General features: G+C 63.1%; 10 protein-coding genes. 3 read left to right on the plus strand and 7 right to left on the minus strand.

The window, feature by feature from the left end; translation table 11 throughout:
• The 3 genes from ACW73L_RS19370 to ACW73L_RS19380 form a co-directional block, all read right to left on the minus strand.
• On the minus strand, positions 1–595 hold a 595-nt coding region (locus ACW73L_RS19370), incomplete at its 3' end, for a hypothetical protein (protein ID WP_498924218.1).
• Between the two features lie 455 nt (positions 596–1,050).
• Entirely contained in the window at positions 1,051–1,191 is a 141-nt protein-coding gene (locus tag ACW73L_RS19375; RefSeq protein WP_498924219.1) for a helix-turn-helix domain-containing protein, read from the minus strand.
• A gap of 157 nt (positions 1,192–1,348) precedes the next feature.
• Complete coding sequence (locus ACW73L_RS19380; RefSeq protein WP_498924220.1) at positions 1,349–3,046, minus strand: choice-of-anchor Q domain-containing protein; 1,698 nt, start codon at positions 3,044–3,046, stop codon at positions 1,349–1,351.
• A gap of 334 nt (positions 3,047–3,380) precedes the next feature.
• Here ACW73L_RS19380 and ACW73L_RS19385 point away from each other — a divergent pair, with 334 nt between their 5' ends.
• A complete protein-coding gene (locus tag ACW73L_RS19385; RefSeq protein ID WP_498924221.1) occupies positions 3,381–3,578 on the plus strand; it encodes a hypothetical protein in 198 nt (65 codons plus the stop codon).
• A 393-nt stretch (positions 3,579–3,971) separates the two neighbouring features.
• On the opposite strand, the gene ACW73L_RS19390 is transcribed toward ACW73L_RS19385, so the two are convergent.
• Together ACW73L_RS19390 and ACW73L_RS19395 are read right to left on the minus strand one after the other, a co-directional pair.
• Positions 3,972–4,997, minus strand: coding sequence for an AcrVA2 family anti-CRISPR protein (locus tag ACW73L_RS19390; RefSeq protein ID WP_498924222.1), 1,026 nt, complete (start codon positions 4,995–4,997; stop codon positions 3,972–3,974).
• A gap of 20 nt (positions 4,998–5,017) precedes the next feature.
• Positions 5,018–5,650, minus strand: coding sequence for a YajG family lipoprotein (locus ACW73L_RS19395; protein WP_498924223.1), 633 nt, complete (start codon positions 5,648–5,650; stop codon positions 5,018–5,020).
• 174 nt (positions 5,651–5,824) lie between these two features.
• On the opposite strand from ACW73L_RS19395, the gene ACW73L_RS19400 reads away from it, so the two are divergent.
• On the plus strand, positions 5,825–8,665 hold the full coding sequence (locus ACW73L_RS19400; protein ID WP_498924224.1) for an adenosylcobalamin-dependent ribonucleoside-diphosphate reductase: 2,841 nt from the start codon (positions 5,825–5,827) through the stop codon (positions 8,663–8,665).
• 162 nt (positions 8,666–8,827) lie between these two features.
• Here the strand turns inward: ACW73L_RS19400 and ACW73L_RS19405 are convergent, their stop codons facing one another.
• Complete coding sequence (locus ACW73L_RS19405) at positions 8,828–14,806, minus strand: response regulator (RefSeq protein WP_498924225.1); 5,979 nt, start codon at positions 14,804–14,806, stop codon at positions 8,828–8,830.
• Positions 14,807–15,073: 267 nt separating this feature from the next.
• Positions 15,074–16,249 (minus strand): helix-turn-helix transcriptional regulator, encoded by a 1,176-nt coding sequence (locus ACW73L_RS19410; RefSeq protein ID WP_498924226.1) that lies wholly within the window; start codon positions 16,247–16,249, stop codon positions 15,074–15,076.
• Between the two features lie 187 nt (positions 16,250–16,436).
• Between ACW73L_RS19410 and ACW73L_RS19415 the strand changes: the two genes are divergently transcribed.
• Complete coding sequence (locus ACW73L_RS19415) at positions 16,437–18,206, plus strand: PocR ligand-binding domain-containing protein (protein ID WP_498924227.1); 1,770 nt, start codon at positions 16,437–16,439, stop codon at positions 18,204–18,206.
• The last annotated feature ends 40 nt before the right edge of the window (positions 18,207–18,246 follow it).

The raw sequence follows: 18,246 nt of genomic DNA on the forward strand, positions 1-18,246 counted from the left end.
CCTCGCGTGCAGAAGCCGTATCGTCCACTTTTCCGAATTTCACCGGGATCAGCCGGTCCCACGCGAAGCCGCCGGGCAGCGGTGCTTGCCGCTCGATGCGGCTCGCGGTGATCTTGAACTGCACGGCGAGATCGGCCGGCGACAGCCGCGACACATCGAGGATGTCGACCGGCACGGCGATAACGCCTTCGATCCGGGCCGCCACCTTCCGCACCTTCGCCACCACCTGGTAGCCGAAGCGATGGATCAGTGTCTTCTCGCCGAGGATCACCGCGCCAACGCTGAGCAGCAGTTCGCCTGTCCCCGGCTCCACCTTGAGCACCGCGGTGTTGAGCGAGAAGGTGAAGTTAGTCTCGTCGTTGCTGATGCCGCAGAGTCCGACATGAACGGTGGAGTCGTCGAGTGAGGCTACATGCACGCCGAGGCGCACAATGATCTCGTCAGCCCGCGGCTCCTCGTCATGGTTGGTCCAGAATTCGGGGATCGCGATCCCCGACATTACCAACAACCGTTCGGCGGGTTCGCCGACCAGCGCCTCGAAGCTGGTGGCCGAGGCCACCTGATTGGGATCAGACGCTGACAGTATGATGGCCATGCTGAGTGTAAGAAACTCAATGGGCTGTGCCGCCCGATATTGGGCGAGAGCATGTGCCCACACTGCGTTCTTGTCAACGCGCTATGACGATCAGGGAAGGAGCAGCAGCAGGCATTGGAAGAGGGAAGCAGGTCACGGGAAAGCTCATCGCGTGATCGTGCAGTTTAAGCGTCGGTTCCAATGCAGCGTTCGACTGCAAGGATCAACTGCCGACCACTCCGAAATCGCGATGAGCTTATAGCGACTTCAGGTTCTTCTGAGGTCGCTTAAAACTAGGCTCTTAACGACATTCTGGTCGGTCATCGCACTGGTTCGCACGGCGCCATAGCCGAATAGAAAACTGTCTCAACTTGTGACACTTTTCCGGTCGGCAGCGACCCCGAGGCGGGCACCGGTCTGCGTCGGTCAACAGGTCGACTACGCTGCAGCCGAAGGCCTCGCCAGCTTGCGCAAACTCAGGAAGGTAATGTTCTCGCGGCCTTGTCAGCCTCGATACGTCTGATCTGCGCCTGCGTAAAACCCGCCGCCTTCTCCAGCTCACGCTGGGTCCAGCCGAGAGTCCTGCGGCGATCGGCGATGTTGCGGGCGATGCTCATGGCTGATGCTGAGTTGCATAGAAGATACATTCAAGTATAAAGAACTCCGAGCGAATTACCGAGGAGGGCTGGGCGCGGTGCTGTGCGCCGAGGCTCTGGCCTGCAGTATCGGCGCGCGGATTAAAGCGGAGTGTTGACGCGGAATGTCGACGGTCCTTCAACTGCACCCAAGCTTAGTACGAACCGCTTTCAATCGAGAAACCATTCCAGGTGAACTCGCGCCGGTCACATAATCATTTACGTCCGGCGAAGCGCCGTCAGTGTCGATGTGTGTCAAAGTCTGAGCCAGTTGTGTGCAGGCTTCGTTAGTTTTGCCCTGGCTCACAAGGTCGCCGGAAACGCGCACTTGCTGTCGAACGGCGCTGACACGGAAGCCCGGCATGGTCCCAGTGCCCGTTCCTCGAAGTGTCTTCCCTTGAACAGCAGCCGTGAAGAAGGCGTCTACCGAGGCAACAGATGGCTGAACCTTGGTGATGAGTTCAAAGGCGCCGATGTCGCACGTGCCGTCCTGCGGGCGAGCGGCGCCGCGTTGATCGGTTTGCTGACAGTTGCTGAGATCACCGCCATTGATGCCAGGACTCAGACCGAAGCGCAGTCCGTGAGTCAATGTCGGGCCGCCATTGTCGAGGAGTGGAGCTAGCTTGGGATCTCCGGTCAAAGCGCCTCGTGCCACGGCGTCGCAACTTCCGTCACCAATTAAACTGCCTGTTATAGAGTTAATATACGCTGCGTCGCAATCGAGATACTTATTGCCTGAGACTATGGAGTTAACAATCGCGGCGGAAAATCCTAGTCCAGCCCCCATACCATTATTTCCGATAACTGTACTATTAATGAGCGTGCTCGTCGGGCCTGACGAATTATCCCCATCCACACGTATACCTTCTAGGTTTCCGCTAATCGTTGAGTTTACGGCATCCACCCCCAGAACATTAACCCCCTCACAGCCATTTACGGATACCTCGGAATCCTTTAGGTCAGCGTAGCTTGCCCATATGCCTCTACAACTATTTCCTGTGACACGCGTTTTGACTACCGTCACTGACCCTAGCCCACCCCCTATTCCATTTCTGTTACCACTTATCAGGCTATCTTCGATTGAGCAAAGATCCTGCCAAGGGTCACACCGAAGCCCGTCCCCACTGTTATCAGAGATTGTGCTGCGAAGCACACTGAGCTTGTTACCTCTTTCCGGATATGTAGCGGTAACTTCAATTCCACAGCCAATATTATCCGCTATGATGGAATCAACAATTTTTGTTTCCGCGGGAATAAAACCACCCTCGGACCCGATGGTGCAATTGCGGAACTGTGGAAATGGAGAATTATCTTGAGTTTTGTTCCCACTTATAACGCTGTGCGCGACGGTGAGAAAACCTCTTTTATTGTATATTGCAGATACCATATGCGGGGACCAGTAGTTCTTTGCAACGACCGATCCATTCTTGACCATGACATGGTCAAGCGTCAGGTCACCACCTTGGCCGACTGTGAATAAGCGAAATGCGGGCGTTCCAGCAGCGCTTGATCGCTGTACCAAGACACCAACCCCGTTGCCATCGGGGTCCCCTTGAATGGTGATCTGGCTCGTTACCAACGGATAGCCAGTAGGACCATAGGTGAGGTCATCAGGGCCGGTTTTCGTGAAGGTTGGCTTCATAAGGCGCAGCGTGTCGGCACCACTGCCCGCTGGGCAGCCGCCCGAGGGTGCGTCCGAGTTAGCCGCTCTGATGGCGTCCGCGAGGCCACAACCTGCGGTCCCGACGTTGATCGTGCCTGCGTGGACGGGGGGGGCCAGCGCCAGTGCGATGGCCAAAGCCAATGGTCGATGACGAAAGGTCTGGGTCTGCTTCATGTCAAGTCTGCCTAGTGTGTGGATGCGTTGAAGTCATACCTTTTCTGCACATCTGTCGATCGCTAGCATATAGGGTATCTTCGGTAATTCGTAACTGGCGGAATCGCGATTGGATGTCACCGATGCTGCGCTTACGAAAAAACTCTGTCAATCTGTGTGGGATCACATGAAGATGTGAGAAGGAGTGGGGTTTCACACTTTCAAGTCACATTCGGATGCTGGGTGTGTATTCCGGATGAAGATGACCGTTGATTTCTGAGCAACGTGACCGGACGTTTCAGCTGGCCTCCAGAATCAGCGGTCACGACGGACCGAAAGGCTTGCGACGCTGAGGGTGGCGTTTGGTCCTGTTACGCCGGCAAGCCCCTGCAATACCAACGAGGTGGCCGGGGTTGAACCTATTCAAAAAGCATTCGAGCTTTTCACCAAACCCAACCCCACCCATGCCAATCAGGTAATCCGCCTGATCTACCTGGGATCCATGCGCTCGGCCTCGGCGATCTCTTTCAAAGATCCGACGTTGCCGGTATGAAGGAGACGCGCCCGGTAGTGCGCAAGGCCTGCAGCCCTAAGCTGCTTCGATCAGCGTGACAGTTTTCTGTTTCGCTCTGCGCTAATTGCCTGTCAATGGAGACGATTACCGGGCCCGCCTGGAACAAAGCTCCAATTGTTGAATAGCCCGTATTCAGCAAAAGTGAATGTCCGCTGTGGCCAAGGACTTGTCGGCTGGGAATGTGTTCCGGATGACGGTTCAGATCTAAAACGCGCCATCTGCCCTCAGTGGTGTCTCATCTGGGGCGCACACCGACCTTCGCTGAGGCGAAGATCGAAGGCCCCGGGACGCTCCCAGGGTAAGGTCTGAGACCAGTCCGCCCCAATCGAAACCTGTCACAACTTGAGACACTTCTCCCGCTCACCGCGCGAGCTACCCACCGCCCCCAACACTCCGCACCGTCACCGGCAGCGCATCCGGATCGGTCACGTTGACCGCAATCGGCGGCAACCACTTCAGCAGCGCATCGGCCTTACCCGGCCCGACCCGGTAGGTGTGCCAATGCGCCCGGCGGATGTGCGGCCGGGCAGACCCACGCATCGCACTCGTCGTCTCATTCGATATGTCCTCCACACCGGCCGCACGCCGCAACGCCGCGCCCAGCCGCGAGCCGACGTCCCAGACCGTCGGCCGGTTCGGCGGAAACAAGCGCTCCCCGTGCTTGGTGCGCTTCGGCTGGGGGCGCTCGGGCTGGCGGCGACCGTCGCCGATCTCCGCATTCTGAGCGCAGAGATAGAGCAGCAACGAGAGGAGCGGGGCATATTCCGTCGGTGCTGGTGGCCCGCCCTTGGGTAGTCCCGTCACCCCCGGCGTCAGGAAGCCGTGGGCCCGGCCTTCTTCGATGCCTGCCTGGATCACCCGCCGCAACGCCTCATCGAGGCTCCAGGGACCAAGATGCAGCGGCGCGGGCAGCAAGGCCCCTTCGAGATCGAGCAGCAGCCGTAATTCCGCGCGGCCGTCGCGGGGATCCCATTCCAGGTGCGCGAAGAACCCGTGCAACTGGCCACCGCTGAACGTCATGCCGGGCGTTTCGACATAGACGCACCACTCTGGTAGCCGGAACAGCACGTCACACGGCAACTCGCCACTGAGCGGCGTCGAGCGAACCGCCGCGTAGACCTCCGGGTCGAAGCGGTAGACGCCCTGACTGACCCGCCATGCCGCCAAGGCAGCGAGACGGCCCATATCGACCACGCGCGAAAGAACCTCTGTCTCGCTGGCGCCTTCGTTGACCACCGCAGCGCTCGCGGCCAGCGGCACGAAACACCACTCGGGCCACTCCGGCAACCCGCGTCCCCGATCGGCGCGCATCGCATCGATCAGCTTCCAAGCCCTTGGATAGAGCTTGCCCGCCGCCTCCAGATGTTGCTTGGGACGGCAGACGGAACGGCTGGGCACGCCAGACGACCCGTGGTCGATCACTTACTCAGGGCCTTGGCGACGTCGCCGGCAAACAGGATCTCGAGTTTCCGCTGGAAGGACTTCGGCACTTCCTCCTGCGCCTGGGACTGCGGATCCCAGAACGCAGCGCCGAGCTGATCGGTACCCTCGATCCGCTGGTGAGCCAGCCGCTTCCCACCGGCATCGAAGGCTTCCATTTCGGCGTCGTAGATAATCTCCGTGCCCTGGTAGGTATCGGACTTCCATTCCTTCAGAGACAGCAGCAGCAACTTGTCGGCGGGAGCGGCCCGCAACGCGGCGATGACCTGGTCCCTCGATAAGGCCGGCGCCAGCTTGACCGTGGTCACCCGAGCGCCCGACTGAGTCAGGGCCTTCGTCAGCACCTTCGCCATGTCGTCCGCGAGCGGCTGTTTCGACTTGGTCGAGACATCGAACGGATTGCCGTAGCCGCCGCGCTGCAAGCCGACGAAATCTTCGTCCTTGTCATGGTCCAGAATGTAGGGACGGCGGTCCTGTACCCCGACCGCCAAGCGGCTAGCGACCGCGGAAGAGAAGCTGGGACTGGCCGACAGATAGTCCTGCTTCCGACCCACCGCACAAGCTGACAGCAAACCCGCCATCAGCACCACAATCCCGACTTTTCTCCACATGGCCAGCCTCCTCAACAAAGATTCCCAGCAGCGAGCGCCGTAATGTCGCCTTTGTCACACCCGAATCACGACCGATCGGAGATACTCGGCGGTCGGATCGCTGACATTATTTTTCTATGATCCCACACTGCGGTCCTATCCTCCCTCGACCATTACCCGTGTGACCTACCGGCTATGAACCTCCAACCCATCTCCCGCGACGTTCTGCTCGAAAAGTACGCCAAGCACGGCGAAACCAGCGCCGAGGACGTGTTCGCCCGCGTCGCCCGCGCCATCGCCTCGGTCGAACCCGAGGCCCGCCGCGGCGCCTTCGAGCCGCAATTCCTGACCGCCTTGCGCCAGGGTTTCATCCCGGCCGGACGCATCCTGTCGGCCGCCGGCACCGACATCGAAGCCACGCTGATCAACTGCTTCGTGCAGCCGGTCGGCGATTCGGTCTCGTGCTGCGAGGACGGCAAGCCGGGCATCTACACCGCGCTGACCGAGTCGGCCGAAACCATGCGCCGCGGCGGCGGGGTCGGCTACGACTTCTCGCGCATCCGGCCGAAAGGTGCCCGGGTGCGCGGCACCGCCAGCAGCGCCAGCGGGCCGGTCAGCTACATGCGCGTGTTCGACCGCTCCTGCGAAACGGTGGAATCGGCCGGGGCCCGCCGCGGCGCGCAGATGGGCGTGCTGCGCTGCGACCACCCGGATGTGCTCGACTTCGTGCAGGCCAAGGACACCGCCGGGGAACTCAGCAACTTCAATATCTCGGTGGCCGTGACCGATGCGTTCATGGAAGCCGTCGCGTCCGATGCGTCCTGGGCGCTGGTCCATCCGGCCGAACCCTCGGACGAGCAGAAGGCTGCCGGTGCCGCCCAGCGCGAGGACGGGCTGTGGGTCTACCGTTCAGTGCGCGCCCGCGAGCTGTGGGACCGCATCATGCGCAGCACCTACGACCACGCCGAACCCGGCGTGCTGTTCGTCGACCGCGCCAACGACGACAACAACCTGGCCTACTGCGAGCGCTTCGAGGCCACCAACCCCTGCGCCGAAGAATGGCTGCCCGATTACGGCTGCTGCTGTTTGGGATCGATCGACCTGACGCGCTTTCTCTCCGAGCCCTTCGAAGCCCAGGCCGAGTTCGATCTCGCCGGCTTCGGTGCCCTGGTCCGCACTGCGGTGCGCATGCTCGACAACGTGCTGGACCTGACCTTCTGGCCCCTGCCGCAGCAGCGCAGCGAGGCCATGGCCAAGCGCCGCATCGGGCTGGGTTTCACCGGCCTGGGTGATGCGCTGTTGATGCTGGGTCTGCGCTACGACACCGACGCCGCGCGGGAGCTGGCGGCGCGCGTGGCCGCAGTGATGCGCGACGAGTCCTATCGCGCCTCGGTCGAGCTGGCGCGCGAGAAAGGCGCCTTCCCGCTGTTCGAGGCCGAACCGTACCTGGCCTCCGGCTTCACATCGCGGCTGCCTGCGGAGCTGCGCGAGGCGATCCGCCGGGACGGCATTCGCAACAGCCATCTGCTGGCGATCGCGCCGACCGGCACCATCAGCCTGGCCTTTGCCGACAACGCCTCGAACGGCATCGAACCGCCGTTCTCGTGGAGTTACACCCGCCGCAAGCGCGCGGCCGACGGCAGTGTCGAGGAATACGCGGTCGAGGACCACGCCTACCGGCTGTACCGCGCCCGGGGCGGCGATATCGCCCATCTGCCGTCGCACTGGGTGACCGCACTGGAGATCGCCGCGCTGGACCACATGCGCATGCTGGCGACGGTGCAGCCCTACATCGACTCGTCGATCTCGAAGACCGTCAACGTCCCGGCCGACTACCCCTATGCCGACTTCCAGGATCTCTATTTCGAAGCCTGGAAGGCCGGCCTGAAGGGCCTCGCGACCTACCGGCCCAACGCGGTCGTCGGTCAGGTGCTGGTCGCGGATGGCCCGGAACCTGAAGCGGCTGACTCGGACGACTTCGCCGACACCGATCCCGACCGGCGCCTGCGGCTGGAATCGCTGCCGGAACCGGCCCTGGCCTCGCTGCGCTGGCGGAAGCGCCCGCGCCCGGCCGGCGGCAATCCGGCCTGGACCTACATGGTCGATCACCCGCGCGGCAGCTTCGCGCTATTCGTCGGCCACATCGAGAACGGCGAGAACCACCCGTTCGAGGTCTGGGTCAACGGCGCCGAACAGCCACGCGGCCTCGGGGCACTGGCCAAGTCGCTGTCGATGGATCTGCGCTCGAATGACCGCGGCTGGCTCAAGGCCAAGCTCGCCAGCCTGATGCGGGCCCAGGGCGACGATGCCTTCGATCTGCCGTTCCCACCGGACGGTGACCCGGTGCGCGTGCCGAGCCTGATCGCCGGCTTCGCCCGGCTGGTGCATTACCGCTGCGCGCAGCTCGGCGCTTTCGACCATCCCGGCCCGACGCCGGTACTCGATGCCCTGATGTCGCCCAAGGAACCCAAGACCGGCACCGACGGCACGCTGTCGTGGACCGTGGACGTGATCAACCCGGCTACCGGGGATGACTGCGTGCTGTTCCTGAAGGAACTACAGCTGCCGAATGGCCAGCGCCGGCCGTATTCGCTGTGGCTATCGGGCGAGTACCCGCGGCTGTTCGACGGGCTGTGCAAGTCGCTGTCCTTCGACATGCGCGTGATCGATCCGGCCTGGATCGGCGCCAAGCTGCGCCAGCTCGCCGATTTCCCCGAACCGCGCGGCGACTTCCTGGCCTGGGTGCCGGGCGAGCACCGGCAGCAGAACACCCCCTCGACGATCGCCTATCTGGCCCGGCTGATCCTGCACCGCTACGCACGGCTCGGCCTGCTGGACGAGGACGGCTACCCGATCGAGGAAATGGGGCTGTTGCATTTCGAGGCCGACAACGTCGTGCCGCTGCGCCCGGCCACCGCCGGCGCGATGGAAGTCCGCCCCGGCAAGCGCTGCCCCGAGTGCGGCAACTACGCCGTCATCCGCAAGGACGGCTGCAACTTCTGCACGGCGTGCGGGGCGATTGGGGCGTGTGGGTAGGAAGCTCGGAGCCCAGCGAAACTCCGTAGGCCATTCCCATTACCTGAAGGGCTGAACTCGTTCAGGTCCGGATCACGACACTGACTGCCAACAGGCCAGCTCCAGGAACCCTATCCGGCGCCTCGCATCATGTGTCATCCCGCGTCAAAGCGATGACTCCGATTACTCTTTTCGCGTGACTTGGTCCTGGCTCTGAATTGCCGTCAGTCGGTCGACGATCTGTCGCGATAGCGTGTCGAGTTCGGCTAGGCCCCGCTGTACTGCCTCCCCGCTGTCGCCGTGGTTGAGCTGGGCGGCAAGGGTGCCGGCGATGGCATGGAATGCTTGGTGCAGGTCGTTGAGCTGCATGCGGTGCGAGGCATCCAGGCGATCACGGGCAGCGGGGCTTTCGAGCCACTGACCGAATTCACAGGCGCTGGAATCGCTCGCTTTGGTGACATCGAAACCGCCAATGTTGATACCTTCGACGCTGCTTTCGAAACGCGCCACCCACCGTCGATGGACCTGGATGGCGTGATCCAGCGGGTCATCTCGCGTTGCATGACGCCGGCCAGCCGGCGAGCTGGCCTTTCTCCGATGCTCGGACGGCGGCTTCAGGCAAAGTAACAGCATCGCATAGAGTTCCTTGGGAGGCACCGGCTTGGTAATGAACCCGTTCATGCCGGCCGCGACGCAGTGTGCCTCGTCTTCCTTGAAGGCGTTGGCGGTCAGCGCCAGAATCGGTGTGGTGGCGTGATGGGGCAAGCGCCGGATCTGCCGGGTTGCCTCCAGTCCGTCCATCCGCGGCATCTGCAGGTCCATCAGGATCAGGTCATAGGGGTTGTGGCTGGCCTGGTCCAGCGCCTGTAGGCCGTCTTCGGCTGCAACTACGACGAAGGGAAAATCTTCCAGCAGACTGAGGGCGACTTCCCGATTGATGGGGTCGTCCTCCACCAGCAGGATTCGGGTGCCCGAATAGTCGCGCTTGAGCACGGTTTCCGGGTCGTCGGTTGAGTGGTCTGCGTGTCGCTCATCTACGGCCCCGCCTTTCTTCAATCGCGCGGTAAACCAGAAGGAACTGCCGGCGCCCGGATGGGATTCGACCCCGACTTCGCCCCCCATCAGTTCAGCCAGATGCTGGGTGATGGCGAGGCCCAGGCCGGTACCGCCATATTTGCGGGTGATCGTGTTGTCGGCCTGCTCGAACTCGTGAAACAGCCGCTCCAGGTGTTCCGGCGCGATGCCAATCCCGGTGTCGGTGACTTCGAACAAGACGATTGCCGTCGTCGCATCCTCCTGCAGCGCGCTGACCCGCAGGGTGATGCGCCCCTGGGGAGTGAACTTGACGGCGTTATTGCCATAGTTGAGCAAGGCTTGCTGCAGGCGCGTCTGATCACCCAGCAGGTGGGGGGGCAGTGGCGCGACGGACGATTCCAGCACCAGTTGTTTTTCCCGCGCCTTGGCGCTCAAGATGGTGATGACATTGGCCACCACCGTCTCGATGTTGACGGGTGCGGCGGCGAGGCTGAGTTTCCCTGCCTCGATCTTCGACAGGTCCAGGATGTCGCTGACGATCTCCAACAGGTGTTGGCCAGCAGTTTCCAGCTTGTCCAGCCGTTCGGCCTGCTCCGGACTGACACCACCGCGCCGGATCAGATACGCCATGCCGGTGATCGCATTCAGCGGTGTGCGGATCTCATGGCTCATGTTGGCGAGGAAGGCGCTCTTCGCGACGTTGGCCGCCTCGGCCACCTGACGGGCTTCCTTGAGTTCGGTGATGTCGACGTGGGTTCCGATGGCCCGCCGGGGTGTCCCATCGGCATCGCATTCCACCACCTTGCCGCGGCTCAGGATCCAGCGGTAACTGCCATCGCGGCAGCGCAGCCGGAACTCGAGCGCATAGCATCCGGTTTCGAGCAGGCGCCGGTGGGCTTGCTGGATCGTGGCCTCGGCATCATCGGGATGCAGCAGCCGGAGCCAGGTGCTGACATTCCAGGTAAAGTCCTGCGGCGCGTAACCCAGCATCGTGGCATAGCCCGGGCTGTAGTAAACCGCCCCGGTGTCGAGGTGCCAGTCCCAGATACCTTCCGAGGCGGCATCCATGGCCAACCGGAAACGGTCCTCGCTGGCGGCGAGCGCATCGCGCATCCGGCACAGATTCAGTTCGCTTTCCTTGCGGTCGGTGATGTCCAGCGTCGTACCGACATAGCGAACGAGTTCGCCCTGCTCGTCGAAGTGGGGGTGCGCGCGGTCGTAGACCCATCGGGTACTGCCGTCGGGCCGCACGATCCGGTGTTCCAGTTCGTAGATCGAGCGGCTTTGCAGGGCCACCGTAAAGGTCGCTTGCAGCAACTCTTTATCGTCGGGATGAATACATTGCTGCAGCAGCCAGTCGTAAGACGGTGACGGATCGGCCGGGTCCAGTCCGTAGATCCGGTATTTCTCTTCCGACCACCGCGTGGTTTGCGTGGCTACGAGGTACTCGAAACTGCCCAGATGGGCAATTTTCTGGCCTTCCTCCAGTAGTAACCGCGTTTCCTCCAACGCCGCCTCGGCCTGCTTGAGGGCGGTGATTTCCCAGACCACGGCCAATAGCGACGCCTCCTCGCCCGGAATGCTGGGAAGACGGACGACATGACCTTGCCAGAGCGCATCGGGAAAGCCGGGAACGGGTGCGCGATAGGCCTCCACATGCCATGGCTCACCGGTCTCCAGCACCTGCTCCAGCCGCGCTTCGGCACCCGCCGCCGCCGCTTCGGGAAACAGCTCACGATAGGTTCGCCCGACCATCGGCACGCCCTGGGTGAAGGCCTCGAACGCCGGATTGACCAGCACGTAGCGCAAGTCGCGCCCCTTGAGCACGGCAATGCACGCCCCCGCATGGTTGATCACGCATTCGAGAAATTCCCGTTGACGTTGTTGTGCCGCGGCACTGTCTCGCTGCGCCGTTTCGTTTTGAGCGTGCTCGATGATTGCGGCCGCCTCATGGGCGAGCAGATCGAGCAGATGCAGGCTACGCTCGTCAGGGCAGTGGGGCGTCCGGTAGTGAGTCGAGAACACGCCCAGGATCGCTCCCGACCGGCTGATCAGCGGGGTCGATTGCACGGCATGCACGCCGGCTTCGAGCTGAATGCCCAAGGCCGGCGTGTCGATGAAGATGGGACTGCGTTCGATGTCTTCGACAATCACGCGCTCGCCGCTTTCCAGCGCTGCGTCACAGGCACCATGGCCTCTGTCGGCGGCATTCCAGAATTCGAGCCACCCGCGCGAAAAGCCGCGCTGCGCCGCGATGCGCAGCCCGCCGCTGGCCGGATCGACCAACTGGATGTGGCCGAAATCCGCCGCACTGATGGCGATGGCCGTGTCGACGACTTTCGTCAGAACGGGCGCCAGATCGCCGTCATGCGCCGCCAGCGTACCGAGTTGATGCAGGCAGTTCATCGCGTCGAGATCACGCCGCATCTGCTGCTCGATTTCCTTGCGGGCGGTGATGTCGGTCGCCATTCCTACCCACTCGGTGACATCGCCCCGCCCATCGAACAACGGGATCGCCCGCGAGAAGGTCCAGCCCAGGCTGCCGTCAACGCGTAAGACCTGGTGCTCCAGTTCGAACGTGCTTTGGGTGCGGATAGCCTCGTTGATGACGGCCAGGACATCGCCCTGATGATCGGGGTGGATGTACTTCTCCAGCCAGGTCCGGGTCGGCTGGATCGTGTCCGGAATGAAATCACGGCCGTTGAGATAACGCATCTCGCGCCAGTCGGGGCTCATCCGGTAAACGACATCCGAGCTGGCTTTGATCAGCGCGCGCAACCGTTCCTCCCGCTCGCGGATCGCCGCCGCGGACTCCTGCCGCAGCCGCGCCAGCTGGAGATGACCGGCAATACGGGCGAGCAGCTCGCGAGCGCTGAACGGCTTGATCAGGTAATCGTCGGCACCGGCCTGCAGACCCTCGATGCGGGATTCTTCGCCCGCCCGCGCCGAGAGCAGGATCAGCGGTATGGTCTGGATGGCCGCATCCGCCCGGAGTTTACGGACTAGGCCGAGGCCATCCAGGCGCGGCATCATGATGTCGCTTAATATCAAATCCGGCCGGCGGCGGTGGACTGCCTCCAGCGCCGCCTGTCCGTCAGGCACCGCTTCCACATCGTACAGGAGGCCCAGGAGATGTTCCAGGGATTGGCGCATATCGGCGTTATCGTCCGCCACGAGCAGCCGGGGCCGGCTGACCACCATCGCGTCATTCGCGGGACGAGGCAGCGGCAGCAAGTCCTGCGGCAGCAAGGGTGCGGTCGCCTCGATGAGGGACTCCGGCAGCCAGCGCAGAGCCTCTTCGACGAAGGGCGCCGCGCGGGCGGTCGTCGAGGCCGGTCGGCGTGGGGTCCCGATCTGTTCGGGCGGGAGATGAGCGTTACCGCGTGGAATGGCAACCAGGAATGTAGAGCCTACCCCCGGCTGGCTCTTGGCGGCGACCGAGCCACCGTGCAGCTTGGCCAGTTCCTGCACGAGCGCCAAGCCGATACCACTGCCCTCATAGGTGCGACCAGCGAGGTTCAGCACCCGGTGGAAGCGCTCGAACAGCCGCGGCATTTCCGCGGCGGGAATCCCCATGCCGGTATCGGCAACGCACAGTTCAGCGGACACGTCACCGGTTCGGAGCGTGACGGTGATCTGCCCCTCGAAGGTGAACTTGAAGGCGTTGGAGACCAGATTCAGGACAATCGTCTCCCACAGGTCCCGATCCACCCAGATCGGCTCCGCGAGCGGGGGGCAGTCCACGACAAGCCGCAAGCCGGCGCGTTCGGTGGCCGCGCGGAACGCGCTGGCGAGATCGGTCGTGAGGGCCGCCAGATCCGTGGGCTCGAAAACCGCCTGCCGGCGGCCTGCCTCGATCTGCGCAAAGTCCAGCAGCGAATTGACCAGGCGCAACAGCCGCAAGCTGTTGCGGTGCGCCACCTCGAACAGTCCCCGCGCGGCGGGCGGTACCATCGTGTTGTCGGGCGCGAGCAATTCCTCGATCGGGCCCAGCATCAGTGTCAGCGGCGTACGGAATTCGTGGCTGACGTCGGAGAAAAAGACGGTTTTGGCCCGGTCGAGCTCCGCCAGGGCAGCGGCGCGCTGCTGCTCGTGCTCGAATTCCCGGGCGGCGCTCACGCTCGCGGCGATCTGTGCGGCAACGAGGCTCAGGAAGTCGCGATACGCATCGTCCAGGGCCAGCCGCGCGCTGATGCCTACCACCAGAAACCCGACCGGTTCGTGCGTCTTGCCGGGACGCAGGGGCACCACGACCGCGGTCTGTGGCGGATCGGTCCAGGGCCCCGGTGGGAGGTGTTGGCCCAGGCGGGTCATCAGATCCGGCACGGTCTGCGGGGCGTTGCTACGGAGGGTTTCACGCAGCGGCCAGGGCCCCTCGTCCGGCCCGTCGCTCGCCAGGAACACCAGGGCAGGGCAGGCTGGCTGCGCCGTCACCATCCCGGTCGTTCCGACGAGACGGGCCGTCTTACGATCCGGGACGATCAGATAGAACAGGGCGAACGGAATATCCCGGGCGTGCGCCGCGAGCGCCTCGGCGCTGATCGCGCAGGCCTGCTCGGCGGTCTTCGCCGCGCCCGATCGTGCACCCAGATCGCGCAGCACCGCGAGGCGGCGCTCGCCGACGACCTGACCGGTGATTTCGTGGACCGTTGCCAGCACCCCCCCGATGCCGCCGGGCACCGTCTCGTCCGGAACGGGACTGTAGGCGATCGTGAAGTGGGCTTCTTCGACAAAACCCCGGCGGTTGATTTCCAGCAGGAGATCTTCGTTCCAGGTCGCCGGTCCGCCGTGAAACGGCGTATCGACCAGCGGCTGCAGGATGGGCCAGATCTCTCGCCAACACGCATGGAGGGGCTGCCCCAAGGCCTCTGGATGCTTGGTGCCCAATATGGGGCGGTACGCATCGTTGTAAAGCGAGGTGTACTCCGGTCCCCACCACAGCAACAGCGGGAAGCAGTTCGCCAGCATGAACCGGACCTTCATCCGCAGTGCCGGCGACCAGGTTTCCGCCGGTCCGAGGGGGGTGGTCGACCAGTCGAAGGCGCTCATCAACCGCCCCATCTCGGTACCCACGGAGAAGCATTCCCCGCCGAGCGCAGCATTCGAAGTTGGTGTTGAGTGGCTCATGGCCTAGTCGGGCGAAGACCTTCTGGCGCGGATTCTCTGGCTCTAGCGGGAACCCCTCGGCCGCGAGGGAGAGTCTGCCCGAGGCAGGAACCGGGGGCGTTCTTGAGATGAGTGAAGCGACCGCCGGAATGTTTGATGAACCGGCATTTCGGTTTTATTAGAAACGTTGGCGCGGGCTTTGAGTATCCCTCTTATGTGGCAGAAAGCCACCATGCATTGAGGTGTCTTGATGGCATGGCCAGCGTGGCTGGGGTGTACGGTTGGAAGTCAGCCCGGGATCAGCTGGTGGCGCATCGCAAAGGAGGTGACTTCTGCGGTGCTATGCAGTTGGAGTTTGCGCATCAGTTCCCGGCGATGGCTGATGACCGTGCCGGTGGCAATGCCCAGTCGTTCGGCGATCTGGCCCGACGTCATGCCCGTGGCAATCAATACCAGGATCTGTCGCTGCCGGCGACTCAAGGTATCGGCCGGAGACGCGTTCTGGCGGTGTTCGTGGGAGGAGTGGTGAGCGTTTCTGTCCGTAACCTCTCGCACCAGGGCTTCGATTCGTTCGAGCAGACCGAGCCCCTCCATCGAAAGACGCCGCTCGCTGCTGATGTCTTGGATCGTGCCGATGCAGCGAAGCGGGTGACCGTCGGCGTCCCACTCGACGACGCGACCACTGGATCGGATCCAGACATAATGCCCATTCCGATGACGTACGCGGTATTCATTGCGGTAGGTCTCTGTCTCACCGACAAAGTGCGCTGCCCTGACCGCCAGAAAACGCTCGCGATCCTCCGGATGGATCAACCCCTCCCACCCTGCCTGCCCTGCAGGAAACGTGTCTGGCTCGTAGCCCAAAATTTTGCAGCAACGCTCATCGCAGATGACCCGGCCGGACGGTATATCAAGGTCCCATAGCCCCAAGCCGGAGGCGTTCAGCGTATGTTCGAGCTGCTGTTGCTTCTGGCGTAATTGGTATTCCAGGCGCTGGACTGCGGCGAGGTGATGTTCCAGGTCGATCTTTTCCTGGGCCAGCCTGACGCGGTCATCGACATCGAGACAGAAGCCGCACATGTGATCGGGCTTCCCGGTAGCGTCGCAATAGAGCTGCCCATAGGACTCGAACCAGTGCGTGACGCCATCCTCGCGGATGACACGATACCGCAGGAAAATGGGACCTGGCCGCTGCAACGCGGCGGTAACCTGATCCAGGGCCCCCTGCCGGTCGTCAGGGTGAAGCGAGTTCGCCCACAGCGCAAAGCTCGGCCGATCCGTGGCCGGATCCTTCCCCCACAGCCGGAACAGCCCGGGCGACCAGGTGAGCTGATCTTGCTTGATGTCCCAGTGCCAGGACCCCCCCTTCGCGGAACGCTCTGCCAGTTCCAGCATCTGACTGGACAGGTAGAGTTCATCGATCGGTTGCCGCTTCGGGGACGTTTGGCGCGGGAGTCGTGACATAGCGGGATTTTCGGGGGGTGTGTTGCAGGGCGAGAACGGAGCAGGCACGGCTTGCGGAGCGGTGAGGCTTTCCCGCGGACGACGGTCTTTCGGCGCTCGAAGCATCGCGGCGCCGCGGCCCTGACGTCCCTACTCACCCACAGCATATACTTTGACTCGCCGAACGATATAGCCAGGTGGAGCGGTCATGAATTTTCGTGATCTCGTCGACATAGGGGAGTTGCAGGAACTGTGCGACGGCTTTACCCGCCTGACCGGTGCCGTTACCGCAATACTGGACCTCGAGGGCAGCATCCTGGTCGCCTCCGGCTGGCAACCCGTCTGCACTCAGTTCCACCGCGCGAATCCAGCCACGGCCCAACGCTGTCTGGAAAGCGATACCGTGCTCGCCGGGCAGTTGAGCCGCGGGGAGTCGTACAACGTGTACCGGTGCCGGAATGGCCTCGTGGATGTAGCCGTGCCCATCAGTATCGGCGGCGAACACATGGCGAATTTCTTCACGGGACAATTCTTCTTCGAACCGCCTGACCGCGATTTATTCGAACGGCAGGCGGCGGAATTTGGCTTCGATCCGCAGCCCTATCTGCAGGCGGTGGCCAACACGCCCGTCTTCTCGCCGGAGCAGGTGCGCCGGATGATGGATTTCCTGGCCCGGCTGGCCAAACTGATCGGCGAGACGGGCTTGGCCCGTTTGCGACTACAGGAAGCCAATAGCGAATTGAGCCTGCATCGCGATCAGCTGGAGGAAGTGGTCCGGCAGCGAACGGTGGAGCTGGTGCAGGCGAAGGAGGCGGCCGAAACAGCCAGCCGGGCCAAGACCGCCTTCCTGGCCAACATGAGCCATGAGTTGCGGACGCCCTTGAATGCGATTACCGGCATGGCCTACCTGGTACGGCACAGCGGGGTCAACGCGCAACAGGCAGACCAGTTGGACCGCATCGATGCCGCCAGTTGGCACCTCTTGCGTGTGATCGACGCCATCCTCGACCTGGCCAAGATCGAAGCCGGAAAATTCGACCTCAACGTGAGCTTTTTCGATCCGAAGCACGTTGTCCGGGACGTGGTCAGCATGATTGGCGAAGCGGCGAGGGCGAAAAGGCTGCGGCTTTGCGTCGAGATGGATTGGGCCGGCGGGCTGGTCAGCGGCGACCGGACTCGAGTCTGTCAGGCCTTGTTGAATCTGGCATCCAACGCGGTGAAGTTTACGGAGTCCGGGCAGATCACGCTGCGCGTGTCGAGCGAGCAGGACGACGCGGCAGGCACGCTGATGCGCTTCGCAGTGCAGGATACCGGCGTGGGCATCCCTGCTGATCAGCTCGAACGGCTATTCGGCGCCTTCGAACAGGCGGACAACTCGCTGACCCGCCCGTACGGTGGCGCCGGGCTGGGGCTCGCCATCACCCGGCGCCTCGCCGCGTTGATGGGCGGCAGCGTCGGTGTCGTCAGTGAACCGGGACGCGGCAGCACCTTTTGGTTCACGGCTCGTCTGACCCGAGATGTCCAGCCCACGCGCGACGCCGCAGAGGATGATGGCATGCCGCCCAAGGCCGTGGTGGTGCCGGGGCAGCTTGCCGGGCGGCACATCCTGTTGGTGGAAGATGACGAGATCAATCGGGTCGTTGCGCTGGAGCTACTGTCGCAAACAGGCGCCACGGTCGATGCGGCGGTCGATGGGGTCGAGGCCGTCGAACGGGCCGCCGCACACGCCTACGACCTGATTCTGATGGATATCCAGATGCCCCGCCTGAGTGGTCTCGATGCCGCTCGCCAAATCCGCGCTTTACCCGGGCGGGCCAACGTGCCGATCCTCGCCATGACGGCCAACGCCTTGGCCGAGGAACGCGCGGTGTGCGAAGCTGCCGGCATGGATGACTTCATCGGCAAACCGGTCGACCCGCGCGCCCTGGTGGCGAAGGTGGCCGATTGGCTAGACCGAGCCGCCGCGGGGAAACCTTAGTGGCAGGTTCGCCCAGGGGCTGGGCCCGTACAGGGTGGGC

This window comes from Methylolobus aquaticus, assembly GCF_054172105.1.

What these genes read in the sequence shown, in the direction of transcription:
- ACW73L_RS19380 (WP_498924220.1), bottom strand. Translation starts at nt 3,046, where the DNA reads ATGAAGCAGACCCAGACCTTTCGTCATCGACCATTGGCTTTGGCCATC.
- ACW73L_RS19400 (WP_498924224.1), top strand. Translation starts at nt 5,825, where the DNA reads ATGAACCTCCAACCCATCTCCCGCGACGTTCTGCTCGAAAAGTACGCC.
- ACW73L_RS19415 (WP_498924227.1), top strand. Translation starts at nt 16,437, where the DNA reads ATGAATTTTCGTGATCTCGTCGACATAGGGGAGTTGCAGGAACTGTGC.
- ACW73L_RS19395 (WP_498924223.1), bottom strand. Translation starts at nt 5,650, where the DNA reads ATGTGGAGAAAAGTCGGGATTGTGGTGCTGATGGCGGGTTTGCTGTCA.
- ACW73L_RS19375 (WP_498924219.1), bottom strand. Translation starts at nt 1,191, where the DNA reads ATGAGCATCGCCCGCAACATCGCCGATCGCCGCAGGACTCTCGGCTGG.
- ACW73L_RS19410 (WP_498924226.1), bottom strand. Translation starts at nt 16,249, where the DNA reads ATGTCACGACTCCCGCGCCAAACGTCCCCGAAGCGGCAACCGATCGAT.
- ACW73L_RS19405 (WP_498924225.1), bottom strand. Translation starts at nt 14,806, where the DNA reads ATGAGCCACTCAACACCAACTTCGAATGCTGCGCTCGGCGGGGAATGC.